Origin of the sequence: Pseudomonas putida, assembly GCF_009883635.2 — a bacterium.
In the GTDB taxonomy this organism is placed as follows: domain Bacteria; phylum Pseudomonadota; class Gammaproteobacteria; order Pseudomonadales; family Pseudomonadaceae; genus Aquipseudomonas; species Aquipseudomonas putida_W.
The window spans coordinates 5,072,642-5,090,037 of record NZ_CP026115.2; the positions used below are offsets into that span (position 1 = coordinate 5,072,642).

The window sequence follows — 17,396 nt, forward strand, 5'->3', positions numbered from 1 at the left end:
GATGATGAACAAGATCGAAGTCAAGAACGTCTACAAGATTTTCGGGGCGCGCGCCGAGGATGCCCTGAAGCTGATCCGCCAGAAAAAACCCAAGGATCAGGTACTGGCCGAGACCGGCTGCGTGGTTGGGGTCAATGACCTTTCGTTGTCCATCGGCAGCGGCGAGATTTTCGTGATCATGGGGCTGTCGGGCTCGGGCAAGTCGACCCTGGTGCGCCACTTCAACCGCCTGATCGACCCCACCAGCGGCGAGATCCTGGTCGATGGCGAGGACATCCTGCAGTACGACATGGACGCCCTGCGCGAATTCCGCCGGCACAAGATCAGCATGGTGTTCCAGAGCTTCGGCCTGTTGCCGCACCGCACGGTGCTGGACAACGTCGCCTATGGCCTGAAAGTCCGTGGCGAGAGCAAGGCCACCTGCACCGAGCGCGCCCTGCACTGGATCGCCACGGTGGGCCTCAAGGGTTACGAAAAATCGTACCCGCACCAGTTGTCGGGCGGCATGCGTCAGCGCGTCGGCCTGGCCCGTGCCCTGGCGGCCGACACCGACATCATCCTGATGGACGAAGCCTTCAGTGCGCTCGACCCGCTGATCCGCGCCGAGATGCAGGACCAGTTGCTGGAACTGCAAAAGACCTTGCACAAGACCATCGTCTTCATCACCCACGACCTGGATGAAGCAGTGCGCATCGGCAACCGGATCGCCATTCTCAAGGACGGTCGCCTGATCCAGGTCGGCACGCCGAAGGAAATCCTCTACCAGCCTGCGGACGACTACGTCGATCGTTTCGTGCAGCGCCGCGTAGCTTCGCATTAAGGAACCGCGTGTATGTCGTTTGCCGAAAAAATCATCATCGCCGATACCCCCGTTCGCTGGCAGGACGTGGTGGCCGTGGCGCGACACGGGGCAAAGCTCGAGCTGGCCCCATCGGCTTGGGCGCGGATCGACAACGCCCAGGCGATCGTCCAGCGGATCGTGGCCAGTGGTGAGCGTGCCTATGGCGTCAACACCGGGCTGGGCGCCTTGTGCAATGTCTCGTTGCAGGACGAACAGCTCAGCCAGCTGTCGCGCAACACCTTGCTCAGCCATGCCTGTGGCGTGGGTGCCGCACTGTCGGACGAGCAGACCCGGGCGATCATCTGCGCGGCGATCATCAATTTCTGCCAGGGCCGTTCCGGCCTTCAGCGCAAGGTGGTCGAGGCGCTGCTGACCTTGCTCAACCAGCACATCACGCCGCAGGTGCCGAAACAGGGGTCGGTGGGTTACCTGACCCACATGGCCCACATCAGCATCAGCTTGTTGGGGGTCGGCCAGGTCAGCTATCGCGGCCAGATCATGCCGGCGCAGCAAGCCCTGGAGGAGGTGGGTCTGGCACCGGTCAAGCTGGGTGCCAAGGATGGTCTGTGCCTGGTCAACGGCACCCCATGCATGACCGGCCTGAGCTGCCTGTCCCTGGACGACGCCACGCGCTTGAGCCAATGGGCGGACGTGATCGGCGCCATGAGCTTCGAGGCCCTGCGTGGCCAGCTCGATGCCTTCGACCCTGAAATCATCGCGATGAAGCCGCACCCCGGCATGCAGCGCGTGGGCAGCAACTTGCGGCGCCTGCTCGACGGCAGTGAAATCATTGCCAGCAGCCATGGCATTCGCACCCAGGACGCCTTAAGCATTCGTTCGATCCCGCAGGTTCACGGTGCCGCGCGCGATCAGTTGGCACACGCGGCGCGGCAGATCGAAACCGAGCTCAACTCCTCGACCGACAACCCGATGTTGCTGGGTACGCCCGAGTCGTACCGAGTGGTGTCCCAGGCCAATCCCCACGGCCAGTCCGTGGCCATGGCGGCCGACTTGCTGGCCATCGCGGTGGCCGAGATCGGGGCGATTGCCGAGCGTCGCCTGGATCGCCTGATCAACCCGTTGGTCAGCGGCTTGCCGGCGTTCCTGGTCAGCCAGCCGGGGGTGAATTCGGGCATGATGATCGTGCAGTACGTGGCCGCTTCGCTGTGTGCGGAAAACCGTCAGCTGGCACAACCGGCCGTCATCGACAACTACGTCACCTCCGGCCTGCAGGAGGATCACCTGAGCATGGGCACCAATGCCGGCTTGAAGCTGCACCGCGCCCTGGAGAACTGCACGCAGATCCTCGCCATCGAATACCTGTTGGCGGCCCAGGCATTCGAGTTTCTCAAGGAGCAGCGCTTCGGTGCCGGCACCGGGGTTGCCTGGCGGTTGTTGCGCGAACGGGTCCCGGCCTATGCCCAGGACCGTTGGCTGGCCCCGGATATCATCAGCAGTGCAGCGATCTTGAAGGACCCCGGCGTGCTGGGTGTTGCGTTCCCTGATTTGCTATGAGAGCTGTCCGTGGGGGAGGGCCGCTCTGCGGCCCATCGCCAGCAATGAATACGCAACCTTTTTGTCGACCCTCCAGGTATGGGAGGACAAGGACGGTCAGCCCGATTCAGAGGCGCTAACCGACCCAAATATTTTGTAACTTCCGGTACGATGATTTTACATAGACATCATACCCACCACTCTTTAGCCTACGGCCTCCGTTGAAGTGGGGGACGCAGTGTGAAGCAGCAGCCTGGTAAACGAAAGCTCGCCCTGTGGGGCTTTATTCTCCTAGTGGCGAGTGCATTCGCTCAGGCCGTGGACACTGGGCAACCAGGTCCGACACTGGTGTACTCCTGGCCCGTCAACGCCGGCCCCCTTGATCCCCGCGGTTATTCACCCAACCAGATGTACGCCCAGGCCATGGTTTATGAACCTCTGGTGCGCTACACCCACACAGGCTCCGTTGAGCCGTGGCTGGCCACGGGCTGGAAGGTCTCCGAAGACGGTAAGACCTACACATTCACCCTGCGCGACGGCGTACGTTTCAGCGATGGTACGCCGTTCGACGCTGCGGCCGCCAAGGCCAACCTGGACGCTGTCCTGGCCAACAGCCAACGCCACCGCTGGATGGAGCTGGTGACCACGCTTGATCACGTTGAGGCCCCTGATCGCCTGACCTTGCGCCTGGTGCTCAAGCACCCTTATTACCCGACCCTGATGGAGCTGGCCCAGGTCCGCCCGCTGCGCTTCGGTGCTCCTGCCGCCAAGCCCGGGCAGCCCGTTGGTACCGGGCCATGGATGCGCGCCGAGTCGCGCCTGGGCGAATTCGATCGTTTCGTCCGCAACCCCTTGTACTGGGGACCAAAGCCGGCCTATGGCGAAGTCATGGTGAAGGTCATTCCCGACCCCAACAGCCGCGCCTTGGCCCTACAGGCCGGAGAAGTCGAGCTGATCCAGGGGGCCGCCGGTGAGATCACCGCTGGCACGTTCGTCCGCCTGCGTGACCAGGGCTACGCCACCGCGCTTTCAGCGCCGCTGGCCACACGAACGCTGGCCATGAACACAGGCCGTGGCGCTACTCGCGACCTGGCTGTGCGCCAGGCGATCAATGAGGCGGTGGACAAGCAGGCAATTATCGACAAGATCCTCTACGGCCTGGAACCCAGGGCTGATACCTTGTTTGCCAGCAACATGCCGTATGCCGATATCGGACTGAAGCCTTATCCGTACGACCCGGCCCAGGCGAAGCAGATGCTGGACTCCGCAGGCTGGACCCTCGCCCCCGGAGCCAGTGTGCGCAGCAAGGCCGGCGAGCCGCTTTCGATCGAACTGGTGTTCCTCGGTACCAGCGCCTTGCAGAAAAGCCTCGCCGAAGTACTGCAAGGCGAACTGGCCAAGGTCGGCATCCAGATCGCGCTGCGTGCCGTGGAGGAAGGTGCGCTGGTACGCCGGCAGCGCGACGGCGATTTCGGCATGATCTTCGCCGACACCTGGGGCGCACCCTACGACCCCCACTCATTCGTAAGTTCCATGCGCTATGCCGGCCACGCCGACTACATGGCCCAGCGTGGACTGGCGATCAAGGACGAGCTGGACCGCCGTATTGGCGAGGTGCTGGCAAGCACCGACGAGCAACAACGCGCCGAGCAGTACCGCTTCATCCTGAGCACGCTGCATGAGCAAGCGGTGTACCTGCCCATCTCGCACCTCACCGCCATCAGCGTACGCCGTGATTCGGTCGCTCACGTCGAGTTCGGTAGCACGTTGTTCGATGTGCCGTTCGAGGCCATGACGCCGAAGCAGGACCGCTGACATGCTGCGCTACATTCTGCTGCGCCTGATACTGCTGGTGCCGGTGATGTTCGGTGTGTCACTGCTGGTATTCGTCCTGTTGCACCTGGGCAGCACGGACCCGGCGCTGGATTACCTGCGCCTCTCGCATATCCCGCCCACCGATGCCGCCATCGCTGAAGTCCGCCACGCCCTGGGCCTGGATCGCCCCTTGTACGCGCAGTACCTGACATGGCTGTGGAGGGCCCTGCACCTTGACTTCGGGATTTCCTATCTGACCGGTCGGCCGGTACTGGATGACCTGTTGTACTACCTGCCTGCGACCCTTCAGCTGGGCGGGCTGGCACTGGCCTGTACCCTGTTGCTGTCGATTCCACTGGGGCTGTTGGCCGCACGCTGGCAGGGGCGCTGGCCCGACCATGCGGTGCGGGCGGTCACCTTTCTTGGCGTGTCGATGCCCAACTTCTGGCTGGCGTTCCTGCTGATCGCACTGTTTTCGCTGTGGCTGGGCTGGCTGCCGCCGCTCGGGCGCGGAACGGCCGGGCATCTGGTGATGCCGGTGCTGGCCATCGCACTGATGTCGATGTCGATCAATGCTCGCCTGCTGCGAGCCAGCCTGCTTGAGGTCAGCGGCCAACGCCATGTCCTCTTTGCCCGCGCCCGCGGCCTGCCCGAGCGCCTGGTGTGGCGTGACCATGTCCTGCGTAACGCCTGGCTGCCCTTTGTCACGGCCACCGGCATGCACGTAGGCGAATTGATCGGTGGTGCGCTGGTGATCGAAACCATCTTTGCCTGGCCCGGCGTGGGGCGTTTCGCCGTTTCGGCGGTGCTTAACCGCGATTTCCCGGTGATGCAGTGTTTCACGCTGCTGCTGACCGGCCTGCTGATGGTTTGCAACCTGCTGGTGGACGTGTGCTACGCCTGGCTCGACCCACGCAGCCGCCTGGAGGGCGCAAGCGCATGACGGTTCTCGCGACAATTCGTCGGCCGGCGTTTGCTGGCCATGCTGGCCTGATTCTGGGCCTGGTTCTGGTTGGGCTGCTGGTTGTACTGGCAGTGTTTGGCCCTTGGCTGGCCCCGCACGATCCCGACCTGGTCGACCTCAGCCAACGCCTTATGCCTCCCGACGCCAGCCACTGGCTGGGCAGCGATCACCTGGGTCGCGACCTGCTCTCACGCTTGATCGTCGGCACTCGGCTGTCGCTGGGCAGCGTGATGCTGACCCTGGCGATGGTGCTGGCCCTTGGGCTTGCCGTGGGTGGCCTTGCAGGCTTCGTCGGCGGGCGTACCGATCTGCTACTGATGCGTCTGTGCGACATGTTCATGACCTTCCCGACCTTGGTGTTAGCGTTCTTCTTCGTCACCCTGCTGGGTACCGGCCTGACCAACGTCATCATTGCCATCGCCCTCTCGCACTGGGCCTGGTACGCGCGCATGGTGCGCGGCATGGTGATTGCCCAGCGTGGTCGCGAGTACGTGCTGGCCTCACGGCTGGCCGGTGCGTCGCGCTGGACCCGTTTGCGCCAGCACGTGCTCCCAAACATCGCCGGTCCCCTGCTGGTGCTGGCGACCATGGACATCGGCCACATGATGCTGCACGTCTCGGGCCTGTCCTTCCTCGGCCTGGGCGTGACACCGCCAACCGCCGAGTGGGGCGTGATGATCAACGATGCCAAGGAGTTCATCTGGACGTATCCACACCTGCTGCTGTTGCCGGGGTTGATGATCTTTTTCTCGGTGATGGCCTTCAACCTGCTGGGCGATGCGCTGCGTGACCGCCTCGACCCAACCCGGGAGCACCACTAGATGAGCCCATCGACCCTTGAAGTGCGTGATCTGCGTATCGAAGCCAATGCCGGTGCGCTGGTGCATGGCGTGGATCTGCAATTGCATCGCGGTAAAGTCAGCGCCTTGGTTGGGGCCAGTGGTTCAGGCAAGTCACTGAGCTGCCTGGGCATGCTTGACCTGCTACCTGCGGGTGTTGTGCGCACAAACGGGCAGTTGCTGCTCGATGGCCAACCGTTGAGCGCCACCCAGGTGCGTGGTCGCTTGGCTAGCCTGGTCCTGCAAAACCCGCGCAGCGCGTTTAACCCGGTACGCGACATGGCCAGCCACTGCTTGGAAACCCTACGCCAGTGCGGCATGACCGGTGCCGCTGCCCGCGAGCGCATGGCCCATTGCCTGGAAACCGTAGGCCTGACGGATCATACCCGGGTACTTCAGTCGTTCGCCTTCCAGCTCAGTGGCGGCATGCTCCAGCGCCTGATGATAGCCCTGGCGCTGATGGCCGAGACGCCGTTTCTGCTGGCTGACGAACCTACCAGCGACTTGGACTTGTTGAGCCAGGCACGCTTTCTCGATCTTCTCATGGAACTGGTTGAACGGCAGGGTCTTGGCGTGCTGCTGGTGACCCACGACATGGGCGTAGTCGCACGCTGCGCCGACCAGGTCGCGGTGATGGAGGCTGGCCGTATCGTGGAGCAGCAACCCGTGCATTCGCTGTTCTCCCATCCCCGCAGTAACACCGCGCGCACGCTGCTTGAAGCCCATCAAATCCTCTGCGGGAGCCAACCATGAGCCTGTTGCATGTCCAACACGTGAGCCACCGTTACCGCACGGGCGGCCTTCTGCACAAACGTGGCTGGCTGCAAGTCCTCGACAATCTGGACCTGACGCTTGCGCCAGGCCAATCGGTCGGCTTGCTGGGCAGCAGCGGCAGCGGCAAAAGCACCCTTGCTCGTCTGTTGCTCGGGCTGGAAGCACCAAGCCAAGGCCAGGTGACCTTCGCTGGGCAAGCCGTCAGTCAATTGCGTGGCGAACAAGCGCGAGCCTTCCAGCGCACCGTGCAACTGGTGTTCCAGGACGCCCCCGGCGCCTTCAATCCGCAACGCAGCATTGGTTGGGGCATTGCCGAACCCTTGCGTCACTTGAGCGACCTGGATAATGAAGCCCGGCACATGCGGGCTGTTGAGTTGCTGGCCCAGATGGGCCTGTGTGCCGAGCATGCTCAGCGCCTGCCGCAGCAGCTGAGCGGTGGTCAGCTGCAACGCGCCAATATCGCCCGAGCACTCGCGATCTCGCCAAAGCTGGTGGTGCTCGATGAGGCGTTATCGAACCTGGACCGTGTACTGCAACTGCAATTGCTCCAACGGCTCGACACCCTTCGTCGCGAGCACGGCACGGCTTTCCTGCTTATTACCCATGACTTGAGCCTGGTACGTTACTTTTGTCAGCGGGTCGTCGTGCTCGATGCTGGGCGCATTGTCGAGGACCGCGCAGTGAGCGGTGACCTGTCGTTCGATCACCCCGTTGGGCAGCAACTGCAAGCGGCAGTGTTGCCTGAGCGTCCGGCAAAGCGAAAGCGGTCAGTCATGAAGGTCATACCGCCTGAATTGTGTTCGGGGCATTGAGAAAACCGATAGGACCTATGTCGCGTGTATCAGTTCCATCAAAGAAAATGTGAGCCACGACGCAACCACATGATGGAATCAATTATGAAAAAGGTTTCTTTCACCGAACGCATGGTCCATGCCGTTGGCTATGAAATCTTCGCCGTGCTGCTGTGTGCGCCTTTGCTCTCGTGGATCATGGGCAAGTCGCTGGCCACGGCCGGTACCCTGGCGGTCACCCTGTCGCTGATCGCGATGATCTGGAACATGGTCTACAACGCCCTGGTCGACCGTTTCGTGGTGACGCCGCGCATCCAGTGGAAAGCGCTGGCGCGCTTCGTTCATGGTCTGGGCTTCGAGGCCGGGCTGGTGGTCTGGTGCCTGCCGGTGGCGGCCTGGATGCTGGAGATCTCGCTGCTGCAGGCATTCATGGTCGAGCTGGGCTTCTTCGTGATCATCCTGCCCTACACCGTGCTTTACAACTGGGCGTTCGACCGGGCCCGGCACTTCATCCTGCAGCGCCGGGCCATGGCCTGAGGCCTCAGAAGTGCTTGCTGACACCGGCCACCACGGTGGCGCTGCAGACATCGTCGAAGCCATAGCCGCTGGCGCATTCGGCCTGAGACAGGTTGGTATCCATATAGCTGAGGCGCCAGGTGAGGCCGAGGAAGTCGCGGGTCAACCTGGCTTCCCATTCTCGGTAGGAATCGCGTGACTGGCCGCTCTGTGACCAGTAGCTCGGGTCCTTGAAGTCGGCGCGGCCGTAGCGCAGTTCCAGGCCGATCTCCAGCGGCAGCACCGTGTGGTAGCCCACCCAGGTGTAGAGGCTGTCCTGATCCTTGCCGTACTGTGACGTGGCGTCCGTGGAGTAGTAGGCCGCCAGCTTGAAGCCATGCACATCGAGGATGGCGTACAGCTCTGACTGGTTGTACCGGCTTTCCTTGGGGTAGGTGTACTTCAGGTACCCCAGGTCCAGGTTGGCGTGCTCACTCATCTGCCAGGCCCAGCCGCCGTAGTAGTCGACCTCCTGGCGGGTCTTGCTGTCGAAGCCGAAATCGACGTTCGAGGTCCAGGCGCCCAGATACAGGCCGCTGGCATGGCTGAACATGACGTCGGCCTGCGCGGCCGGATCGCCCTGGGTTTGCGAGATGCCGCGGCTGCGGTAGTCACTGACCGCGGCCAGGTCGAGGTCGAGCGCGAAGTCATCGTTGATCGGCAAGGCGATGGCGGCGGGGGCGAGCGCGGCCCAGCCGAGTGCGCACACGGCTGCCAGGGTAGCGTGCTTCATGGTCATCCCTATCTTGTGTTGTGGTTGTTGTGGCAGATAGAAAAGGCGGCATGCCGTGCAGGCATGCCGAGGTGCGGGGGCTTAGTAGTGGGCGTAGACCTGCTGGCCGCCGAAGTAGGTGGCCAGCACCTGGGTTTCGCCCAGCTGCTGGTCGTTCACCGCGAGCACGTCACGGTCGAGGATGACGAAGTCGGCCTGCTTGCCCGGGCTCAGCGAGCCGATCTGCTGCTCCAGGCCCAGGGCCTTGGCGGCATTGACGGTGTAGGCATAGAGCATGGTCTGGCGGTCGAGGCGCTCATCGGCATTGAGCACGCCTTGCGCGCCTTTGCGCGTTGCCGCCTGGGCGATGGCCAGCCAGGGGCTGGGTGACGACACCGGCCAGTCGCTGGCGCCGGCGATGGTCGCGCCATTTTTCTGCAGCGAATGGGCCGGGTACTGGTAACGGAACGCGGAGTCATCGACGTAGGGCTTGACCATGTCGACGGTGTAGTCGTCGCCGGCGGCCCACAGCAGCTGCATCGAGGCGATCACGTCGAGGGGCTTGAAGCGGGCGAAGTCCTGGGGGTTGACCAGCTGCAGGTGGGTGATCGAGTGATGGGTGCCGCTGTTGCCGGCCTTGCGTGCCTGTTCGATGCCGTTGAGTGATTCACGCACCGCACGGTCGCCGATGGCGTGGATGTGCACCAGCCAGCCACGCTGGTCGGCGGCGCTGACCAGTTCACCGAAATGCTGCGGGTCGATCAGCAGTTCGCCAGGTTTGTGCGTGTTGTGGTACGGCTTGAGCAAGGCGGCCGACTGCGCGGGGTACTCCAGCACGCCGTCGGCGAACACCTTGATGCCGGGCAGGGTCAGGTTCGGCACGCCAGCGAACTGCTTGCGCACGTTGTCGATGGTCTGCAGGTCGGCGGGGGTGCTTTTCGGGTTGACCACCAGCAGCGCCGCGACATGCGCGTTCAGCCCGCCCTGCTCGGCGAGGGCCTTGTAGGCGGGCAGCACGCCGACGGTCTGGTCGGTGGGTTTGATATCGAACAGCGCCTCGCCGGGCATGCTGTTGGCTGCCGGGTCCATCCAGGCGGTGATGCCCAGGCTGTTGTTGAACTGCACGGCGGCCTGTGCACCCTTGAGCAGGGTGGCGGCATCGGCCTTGGGCAGTACGCTGGCAACCCGGTCCCAGCCGGCGTCGACCAGGAAGCCGCTGGGCTGGCCGTCTTCGAAGGTGCCGATGGTGTCTTTTTCCTGCTTGCTCAGGGTGGCCAGCAATGCCTTGTCGATGCCGGCGCGCTTGAGCATGGCCGGGTTGGCCCAGGCGGTGTGGTAGTCCTCGCCGATGAACACGATGGGCGTGGAGGCCCACTCGCCTTGGCCGAAGCGCTCGTTCAGCGCCTTGGCCTGGGCCCAATAGGCCGAGCTGACCCCCAGGACCTGCAGCACATCGCCGTTGCGGGCACGCCCGTCATCCCGCCAGCCGCGCAGGCGGGCTTCGAACGCCTCCAGCGGTACTGCCTCGCCGCCCATGTCGGCACCACTCAGTTGCAGGCCGCCGAAGATGGCGTGGGAGTGGGTGTCGATCAGGCCCGGGGTGACGCGCTTGCCTTGCAGGTCGATGACTTGGGTCTGTGGGTCAGCGAGTGCCCGCGCCTGGGCGTCGGTGCCCACGGCGACAATCTTGCCGCCTTCGACGGCAATGGCCTGCGCCTGCGGGTTGTTGCGGTCGGCGGTGAAGATCTTGCCGTTGACCAGCACCAGGTCGGCAGCGGCCAATACCTGCCCCGAGGCAAAAGCCACGGCCAGCGCCAGCAAACCAGGTAGACATCTCGACATGTGTAGCCTCTTGTATTTATGGGTGTGAGTCGAGCCTACCCAGCCCGGGCTTGGCATAGAATCGCCAGAACGCTAAAAAGCCTTTTGCCATTCAGGAAAAACCGCATGGACACTTTGGGTGCGATTTCGATGTTCGTCGCCACTGCCGAGCACGGCAGCTTCAGCCGCGCGGCCGAGGCGTTGGGCAAGACGCCTTCGGCACTGACCAAGGCGGTCACCCACCTGGAGCGCGAGCTGGGCAGCCAGCTGTTCGAGCGCAGCACGCGGCGTATCGTGCTGACCGAAGCAGGCCGGCTGTACCTGGAAACCGCCCGGCAGGTGTTGAAGAGCCTGCATGAAGCTGGTGAAGAGATCAGCCAGCTGCAAGGGGTGTCCGGGACCTTGCGCCTGACCGCGCCGCTGGCATTTGGCCGGGCGTTCCTGGCAGATGCCTGTGCCGGTTTCATGCGTGACTACCCGCAGATCCAGCTGCGGGTGGAGTTGTCCGACACCTTCGTCGACCTGATCGAAGCCGGTTACGACCTGGCCCTGCGCGAAGGGCACAGCGACCTGCCGGGCCTCATAGCCCGGGTCATCGGCAACAACCGCATCTTTCTCTGCGCCAGCCCCGACTACCTAGAACGCAACCCTTTGCCGGTGACGGCGCACAGCATCGGCCAGCACCAGTGGCTCAAGTACATTCATCCGGCACTGGATGCCAAGTTCTGGTGGATGCAGTGCGACGGCGCGCGCATGCGCCTGCCGTATCCACAGAAGGCCCGGCTGGAAAGCGACAACTATGACTTGCTGCTATGCAATGCGCTGGCGGGGCACGGCATCCTGCACACGCCGGAATGGAGCGTGCGCCGCCACTTGCAGGAAGGGCGGCTAGTGCGGGTGATGGAGCAGTGCGAGATCGAGCCGGATGCATTCGGTGAAGATATCCTCGCGGTCTACCCCAGCCATCGCCGCGCCAGTGGCAAGGTGCTGGCATTCATCGACTACCTGCAGGGCTACTTGCAGCGGCTGTGAGGTTTGGGCCGAGGCTACCGTCGATCGGCGTTTGCAGACAAACGAGCAAGTCGCCGCTGCCTGTGAGAGGATGTCCACCACCCCAGCCAGGACCCCGAACGCAGCCTGATGAAGACACCAAAACGAATCGAACCACTGATCGAAGACGGCCTGGTCGACGAAGTACTGCGGCCTTTGATGAGCGGCAAGGAAGCGGCCGTCTACGTGGTGCGCTGCGGTGCCCAGGTACGCTGCGCCAAGGTCTACAAGGAGGCCAACAAGCGCAGTTTCCGCCAGGCCGCCGAATACCAGGAGGGCCGCAAGGTCCGCAACAGCCGCCAGGCCCGGGCCATGGCCAAGGGCAGCAAGTACGGCCGCAAAGAGGCCGAAGACGCCTGGCAGAACGCCGAAGTGGCGGCGCTGTTCCGCCTGGCCAGTGCCGGCGTGCGGGTGCCCAAGCCGTATGACTTCCAGGACGGCGTGCTGCTGATGGAACTGGTGACCGACGGCGACGGCGATGCCGCCCCGCGCCTGAACGACGTGCACCTCGAAGCCGAAGAAGCCCGTGAATACCATGCCTTCGTCATCCGCCAGATCGTGCTGATGCTCTGCGCCGGCTTGGTGCATGGCGACCTGTCCGAGTTCAACGTGCTGCTGGGCCCGGACGGCCCGGTGATCATCGACCTGCCGCAGGCGGTGGATGCGGCGGGCAACAACCACGCCTTTAGCATGCTGCACCGTGACGTGGCGAACATGGCGCATTACTTCGGGCGCTTTGCTCCGGAGCTCAAAGCCACCCGCTACGCCGACGAGATGTGGGCGCTGTACGAAGCCGGCGAGCTGCGCCCGGACAGCCCGTTGAGCGGGCAGTTCGAGGAAGATGACCATGCCGCCGACGTGGCTGGGGTGATGCGCGAGATCGATGCCACCCTGCGCGATGAAGCCCGCCGCCGTGCGGCGCGGGATGAGGCCGAGCATGGGCCAGCCAAGGCAGAGGAACCGACTCCGCCGTGGATGCAATAAAGGCCTGACCGCGCGTGCTGCTCTTTTCAGGGCTGCGGCTTCGTCTGAGTATGGAGCGGCCCTGAAGAGATGCATAATTTCCTACCATGCCAGTAATAAATTCCTACGCACTACTTTCACTATTCCGAGTAGTGATAAGTTTGCTTGGATTATTCCTACAGAATAAGTCTGAACTATGTAGGACTATTGTCGTTTAATCAGGCGCTAACATTCGCCCATGTCTATTGCACATGGGGTAGGTAAGTGTCCGATCAATCTGAAACCGGTGAGCACCACTTAATTGATAGCGGCCTGGCCTGCTTGGTCATGCTCGCGCGGTATCACGACGTAGCGGTTTCTCCCGAACAACTGAGTCATGAGTTTGCAACCGATGGCAAGCCATTTTCAGTTGCCCAGATTCTGCAGGCATTCCAGCGCTTTCACCTGAGAGCCAAACATCGACGCACTGACCCAAAGCGTCTGGCGCACATGCCGCTGCCGGCCATCGCGGTGGACCGGCAAGGTGGCTGTTTCATCATCGCCCGGATGGAGGGCGAGCACGTGCTGGTGCAAGACCCGCGGGTTTGTGCGCCGCAAACCTGGACGCTGGCCGAGCTTGGGCAGCGCTGGGCCGGGGAGCTGATTCTGGTTCGCTCGGACGCTACCTTGCCTCGTGGGCTGGAGCGTTTTGACCTGACCTGGTTCATCCCGGCAGTGGTCAAACATAGGAAGTTGCTCGGCGAGGTATTGCTGGTTTCATTCATCATCCAGGTCCTCGCACTGCTGACGCCGTTGTTCTTCCAGGTGGTAATGGACAAAGTGCTGGTCCACCGGGGCCTTACCACGTTGGATGTCATCGCACTGGGCCTTTTGACTATATTGATATTCGAAAGTCTGCTCAGTGGATTGCGTGCCTATGTGTCTGCGCATACCGCTTCGCGCATCGATGTCGAACTCGGTGCCAAGTTGTTTCAGCACTTGATAGCACTGCCGATCGCATATTTTCAGGCACGGCGAGTGGGGGATTCGGTTGCCCGCGTGCGAGAGCTGGAGAACATCCGAAGTTTCCTCACCAGTAACAGCATCACGTTACTGTTGGATGTGTTGTTCGTAGCGGTATTCATCGTGGTCATGTGGCTGTACAGCGGTTGGCTGACGCTACTGGTCATCGCTTCCCTGCCGCTTTACTTGCTGGTTTCGGTGCTGGTCACCCCTGTGTTGCGTGCCCGGATCGACCAGAGTTTTCAGCGCGGGGCGGAAAACCAGGCGTTCCTGGTAGAAGCGGTCAATGGCATCGACACGTTGAAAGCCATGGCCGTCGAGCCGCACGTCACGCGTCGCTGGAACCAGCAGCTGGCGGCTTACGTTGCCGCCAGTTTCAAGACCCAGAACCTGTCCAACATCGCCCATGAAACGGTTGCCCTGATCGGCAAACTGGTCACGGTCGGCACCTTGTGGCTGGGTGCGCGGCTGGTCATCGACGGGCAGCTTACAGTGGGTGAGCTGATTGCCTTCAACATGCTCGCCGGCCGTGTGGCGCAGCCGATCATGCGCCTGGCGCAGCTGTGGACCAGCTTTCAGCAGACCGGTATCTCGATCCAGCGGCTGGGCGACATTCTCAACAACCGTACCGAGGTCAGCCAGGGCGCGCAGTTGCCCGTGCTGAAAGGGCGGATCGAACTCGATCGGGTGTGCTTCCGTTACCGCCCGGGTGGCAACGAGATCCTGCGTGACGTCAGCCTGAGGATCACCCCTGGCGAGGTGATCGGCATCGTCGGCAAGTCAGGTTCCGGCAAGAGCACCTTGACCCGTTTGATCCAGCGGCTGCACTCGCCGGAGAGAGGGCGGGTATTGCTCGATGGGGCCGACCTGGCACTGGCCGACGTCACGTCGCTGCGTCGGCAGATCGGCGTGGTGCTGCAAGAGAACATGCTGTTCCGGCGCACCGTGCGCGAGAACATCGCATTGGCCAACCCTGCCGCTTCCCTTGAGGAAGTCATTGCAGCGGCGACGCTGGCTGGCGCCAATGAATTCATCCTCGAACTGCCTGACGGCTATGAAACGCTGGTTGGCGAGCACGGCGCCAGCCTGTCGGGTGGCCAGCGGCAACGGATCGCGATAGCACGTGCGCTGATGGGCAACCCGCGCATCCTCATCCTGGACGAAGCCACCAGCGCGCTGGATTACGAGTCCGAGCGGATCATCCAGCAGAACATGGCGCGCATCTGCGCCCAACGCACCGTGATCATCATCGCCCACCGGCTTTCCGCCGTGCGCCATGCCGACCGCATCGTGGTCATGGACTGTGGGCAGATCATCGAGCAGGGCGCTCACGATGAACTGCTGGGCAACCCACAAGGCGCCTATGCCTACCTGCATCGGTTGCAGCAGGGGGCGGCAGCATGAGTGCGCCGATCCTCGACTTGCTGGAGCGCTACCGCGAGACATGGCGCAACGCCTGGAGGCGCCGCCGCGCCATGCAGGGGGCGCCACGTGAGCCCGATGAGCTGGCGTTCCTGCCCGCAGCTCTGGCCCTGCAGGAAACCCCGGTGCATCCGCTGCCGCGCCGTCTGCAATGGAGCTTGCTGGCACTCATAACGCTGGCCTTGCTGTGGGCATGCTTAGGGGAAATCGATGTGGTCGCCAGTGCCGAGGGCAGGATCGTGCCCAGCGGCAGGAGCAAAGTGATCCAGGCCAGTGAGGTCGCGGTGGTGCAGGCGATTCATGTGGTGGACGGTCAAACCGTTGGCAAAGGTGACCTGCTGGTCGAACTCGAAGGGCAGCTGACCGCCGCCGACATCAAGCGCCTGAACAGCGAACTGCTGGCCGCCCGGATCGACCTGGCCCGCGCCGCTACCTTGCTCGAAGCACTCGATGGCCACACCGCGCCCACCTCGCTGGCGCCCCGTATTCCCCAGGCCACGGCACAACAGCAAGCGGCCGCGCAACGCTGGCTGGAAGGGCAGTACCAGGAACTGCGTACCTCGTTGCAACAGGCCGATGCCGAAATTGCCCAGCGCAGCGCAGAGATCCGCTCGGCACAAGCCCGCGCCGATGCACTGCAGCAATTGCTGGTGATCACCCGCCAGCTCACGGCTGACTATCAGCAGCTGTTCAGCGAGTCGGCGGTCGCCAAGCACACCTACCTGGAGAAGGAACAGGCCCGCCTGGAGGAGGAGCGCGAGCTGGCCATTCAACGTTCGCGCATCGAAGAACTGGTCGCTGCCCGCCTGGCGGCCCAGCACCGCCGCGAAGGCGTTATTGCCCAACTGCGCCGGGCAATGCTCGACCTGCATGCCGAGGCTGAACGGCAGATCGCGACCCTGAGCCAGGAACTGTACAAGGCCGAACAACGCCACCGACTCAGGGCACTGACTTCCCCGGTCGACGGCACGGTGCAGCAATTGGCCATCCATACCCAGGGCGGCGTTGTGACGCCGGCGCAAACATTGATGGTGATTGTGCCGAGTGATCAGCCGGTTGAAGTGGAAGTGCAGATCGAGAACAAGGATATCGGCTTTGTTCGGGCGGGGCAGGCGGTGGAAGTGAAAGTGGAGACGTTCACGTTTACCAAGTATGGCGTGGTGCCGGGGGTTGTTCAGAGTGTTTCCAATGATGCTGTTGAGGATGAGCGGCGGGGATGGGTTTATAACGCTCGGATTCAACTGGAGTTAAGTAGTTTGCGGGTTGGGGATAAGGACATGCCACTTGCTCCGGGTATGGCGGTGCGTGCTGAGTTGATTATTGATAAGCGCAAGGTGATTAGTTACTTCCTGAGTCCGTTGCAGCGGCATGTTAAGGAAAGCTTAGGGGAACGTTGATTAGGGGTGGTTTTATTGGGGGCGAAAATGCTGAAGAGTTATGCTGTTCGGCTATATGTTATTGCTTGGCAGGCGCTGAGGGTCTGTGCTGGTTTGCTCTTGATGATGCGGGTCGTTTTATATTCTTGGGCTTTGTATGGTATCCATACAAAGTCAGCGCAATCCTATGAGCCACCTCCTGTTGCCTGCGGGAAAATGGCGGGTGAGGTGTATGAGTTCTCCCGTCTCTATTTTCCGTTTTGGCCCGAGTATGAGGAGGAACGTACAGATGGTTCGTATTATGTGGAGAGGCATGACTGCGATAGCAATATTAAGTTACTTGTCCTGGCGATGATATGGCCGGCGTTGGAGCCCGCAGAGAATCTACGGGTTTATGAACGGCTTTTGGATAATCAAGGCTTGATGGTTGCAGTTACTCCGGTTGAGGCGACTCAAAACGACCTGAGGCAAGTGCGAGATCATTTATTGGATAAATTTTCATCTCAGGGCGCGTCAGTTGTTACATACGACAATTCGCTACGCCTCTATAGAACCGTGGGGAGCGATTATTCTTGGGGTAGGAGAAGCAGAAAATTTTATTGGAGCGAAGAGTTAGGGGTGGTTACGTCGGTGAGCCTTTGCAACTGGCAAGCGCAGGAGCCAGATTTTTATGCTTGTGAAATGACCTTTGTGATGAGCGGGAATTTGATGGTGAAAGTTACGATGTCGCCGGAAAATTTTGTGCACTGGTTCGAAGTGCTGCGTGCGCTGGAAGCGTTTCTTGTCAGCAGCAAGAAGAGTGGCTGATGTTTGATTGGCTTAGGAGGCTGCGTGAAAAAGTCCTTGGGTATGTATGCGTTGATCGTGGTGTGGAACGTGCTGAGGGTTTTGTTTTTGATCTTGATTTTTCTCCCGATGGCAGGTGTTGGCTTTGCTGCAGATGTTTGTGATTTTCATCAATAAGATATGAGGTGATA

At 62.1% G+C, this 17,396-nt stretch carries 16 protein-coding genes; 14 read left to right on the plus strand and 2 right to left on the minus strand.

Annotated elements, in window-relative coordinates; genetic code table 11:
- Position 1: 1 nt before the first annotated feature.
- From C2H86_RS23195 to C2H86_RS23230, 8 genes are all read left to right on the plus strand, one after another.
- The gene (locus C2H86_RS23195) at positions 2-820 is read left to right on the plus strand and encodes a quaternary amine ABC transporter ATP-binding protein (protein WP_430738602.1); all 819 of its coding nucleotides are present in this window, start codon (positions 2-4) and stop codon (positions 818-820) included.
- A 12-nt stretch (positions 821-832) separates the two neighbouring features.
- Positions 833-2,356, plus strand: a complete 1,524-nt coding sequence (hutH, locus tag C2H86_RS23200; RefSeq protein WP_159410016.1) for a histidine ammonia-lyase — start codon at positions 833-835, stop codon at positions 2,354-2,356.
- A gap of 219 nt (positions 2,357-2,575) precedes the next feature.
- Positions 2,576-4,150, plus strand: coding sequence for a nickel ABC transporter substrate-binding protein (gene nikA / locus C2H86_RS23205; protein ID WP_159410017.1), 1,575 nt, complete (start codon positions 2,576-2,578; stop codon positions 4,148-4,150).
- A 1-nt stretch (position 4,151) separates the two neighbouring features.
- Entirely contained in the window at positions 4,152-5,093 is a 942-nt protein-coding gene (gene nikB, locus C2H86_RS23210) for a nickel ABC transporter permease subunit NikB (RefSeq protein WP_159410018.1), read from the plus strand.
- Positions 5,090-5,935 carry a nickel ABC transporter permease subunit NikC gene (gene nikC / locus C2H86_RS23215; protein WP_159410019.1) on the plus strand — a complete coding sequence of 282 codons (846 nt, stop codon included), beginning with the start codon at positions 5,090-5,092 and terminating at the stop codon, positions 5,933-5,935. Before nikB ends, nikC begins: the two co-directional genes overlap by 4 nt.
- On the plus strand, positions 5,936-6,706 hold the full coding sequence (nikD, locus tag C2H86_RS23220) for a nickel import ATP-binding protein NikD (protein ID WP_159410020.1): 771 nt from the start codon (positions 5,936-5,938) through the stop codon (positions 6,704-6,706).
- Complete coding sequence (gene nikE / locus C2H86_RS23225; RefSeq protein ID WP_159410021.1) at positions 6,703-7,539, plus strand: nickel import ATP-binding protein NikE; 837 nt, start codon at positions 6,703-6,705, stop codon at positions 7,537-7,539. Before nikD ends, nikE begins: the two co-directional genes overlap by 4 nt.
- Before the next feature lie 84 nt (positions 7,540-7,623).
- The gene (locus C2H86_RS23230) at positions 7,624-8,055 is read left to right on the plus strand and encodes a multidrug/biocide efflux PACE transporter (protein ID WP_159410022.1); all 432 of its coding nucleotides are present in this window, start codon (positions 7,624-7,626) and stop codon (positions 8,053-8,055) included.
- Positions 8,056-8,059: 4 nt separating this feature from the next.
- Here C2H86_RS23230 and C2H86_RS23235 read toward each other — a convergent pair whose 3' ends face one another.
- Positions 8,060-8,806, minus strand: coding sequence for a TorF family putative porin (locus tag C2H86_RS23235; protein WP_159410023.1), 747 nt, complete (start codon positions 8,804-8,806; stop codon positions 8,060-8,062).
- A gap of 81 nt (positions 8,807-8,887) precedes the next feature.
- Positions 8,888-10,627 carry an amidohydrolase gene (locus C2H86_RS23240; protein WP_159410024.1) on the minus strand — a complete coding sequence of 580 codons (1,740 nt, stop codon included), beginning with the start codon at positions 10,625-10,627 and terminating at the stop codon, positions 8,888-8,890.
- A gap of 105 nt (positions 10,628-10,732) precedes the next feature.
- On the opposite strand from C2H86_RS23240, the gene C2H86_RS23245 reads away from it, so the two are divergent.
- From C2H86_RS23245 to C2H86_RS28570, 6 genes are all read left to right on the plus strand, one after another.
- Positions 10,733-11,638 carry a LysR family transcriptional regulator gene (locus tag C2H86_RS23245; protein ID WP_159410025.1) on the plus strand — a complete coding sequence of 302 codons (906 nt, stop codon included), beginning with the start codon at positions 10,733-10,735 and terminating at the stop codon, positions 11,636-11,638.
- Between the two features lie 108 nt (positions 11,639-11,746).
- Positions 11,747-12,640 carry a PA4780 family RIO1-like protein kinase gene (locus tag C2H86_RS23250; protein WP_159410026.1) on the plus strand — a complete coding sequence of 298 codons (894 nt, stop codon included), beginning with the start codon at positions 11,747-11,749 and terminating at the stop codon, positions 12,638-12,640.
- Between the two features lie 306 nt (positions 12,641-12,946).
- Entirely contained in the window at positions 12,947-15,025 is a 2,079-nt protein-coding gene (locus tag C2H86_RS23255; protein ID WP_240349734.1) for a type I secretion system permease/ATPase, read from the plus strand.
- Positions 15,022-16,440: an HlyD family type I secretion periplasmic adaptor subunit gene (locus C2H86_RS23260; protein WP_159410028.1), complete on the plus strand. Its 1,419-nt coding sequence runs from the start codon at positions 15,022-15,024 to the stop codon at positions 16,438-16,440. The genes C2H86_RS23255 and C2H86_RS23260 overlap by 4 nt, the downstream gene beginning before the upstream one ends.
- A gap of 27 nt (positions 16,441-16,467) precedes the next feature.
- On the plus strand, positions 16,468-17,226 hold the full coding sequence (locus C2H86_RS23265) for a hypothetical protein (protein ID WP_159410029.1): 759 nt from the start codon (positions 16,468-16,470) through the stop codon (positions 17,224-17,226).
- Between the two features lie 24 nt (positions 17,227-17,250).
- Positions 17,251-17,382 carry a hypothetical protein gene (locus C2H86_RS28570; RefSeq protein WP_275898213.1) on the plus strand — a complete coding sequence of 44 codons (132 nt, stop codon included), beginning with the start codon at positions 17,251-17,253 and terminating at the stop codon, positions 17,380-17,382.
- Positions 17,383-17,396 lie beyond the last annotated feature (14 nt).

Bases quoted from the DNA above. Each gene is read 5' to 3' on its own strand.
- C2H86_RS23265 (WP_159410029.1), top strand. From the start codon at position 16,468: ATGCTGAAGAGTTATGCTGTTCGGCTATATGTTATTGCTTGGCAGGCG.
- C2H86_RS23235 (WP_159410023.1), bottom strand. From the start codon at position 8,806: ATGAAGCACGCTACCCTGGCAGCCGTGTGCGCACTCGGCTGGGCCGCG.
- C2H86_RS23240 (WP_159410024.1), bottom strand. From the start codon at position 10,627: ATGTCGAGATGTCTACCTGGTTTGCTGGCGCTGGCCGTGGCTTTTGCC.
- C2H86_RS23255 (WP_240349734.1), top strand. From the start codon at position 12,947: ATGCTCGCGCGGTATCACGACGTAGCGGTTTCTCCCGAACAACTGAGT.
- nikB (WP_159410018.1), top strand. From the start codon at position 4,152: ATGCTGCGCTACATTCTGCTGCGCCTGATACTGCTGGTGCCGGTGATG.
- C2H86_RS23245 (WP_159410025.1), top strand. From the start codon at position 10,733: ATGGACACTTTGGGTGCGATTTCGATGTTCGTCGCCACTGCCGAGCAC.
- hutH (WP_159410016.1), top strand. From the start codon at position 833: ATGTCGTTTGCCGAAAAAATCATCATCGCCGATACCCCCGTTCGCTGG.
- C2H86_RS23230 (WP_159410022.1), top strand. From the start codon at position 7,624: ATGAAAAAGGTTTCTTTCACCGAACGCATGGTCCATGCCGTTGGCTAT.
- C2H86_RS23250 (WP_159410026.1), top strand. From the start codon at position 11,747: ATGAAGACACCAAAACGAATCGAACCACTGATCGAAGACGGCCTGGTC.
- nikC (WP_159410019.1), top strand. From the start codon at position 5,090: ATGACGGTTCTCGCGACAATTCGTCGGCCGGCGTTTGCTGGCCATGCT.
- nikD (WP_159410020.1), top strand. From the start codon at position 5,936: ATGAGCCCATCGACCCTTGAAGTGCGTGATCTGCGTATCGAAGCCAAT.
- nikE (WP_159410021.1), top strand. From the start codon at position 6,703: ATGAGCCTGTTGCATGTCCAACACGTGAGCCACCGTTACCGCACGGGC.
- C2H86_RS23260 (WP_159410028.1), top strand. From the start codon at position 15,022: ATGAGTGCGCCGATCCTCGACTTGCTGGAGCGCTACCGCGAGACATGG.
- C2H86_RS23195 (WP_430738602.1), top strand. From the start codon at position 2: ATGATGAACAAGATCGAAGTCAAGAACGTCTACAAGATTTTCGGGGCG.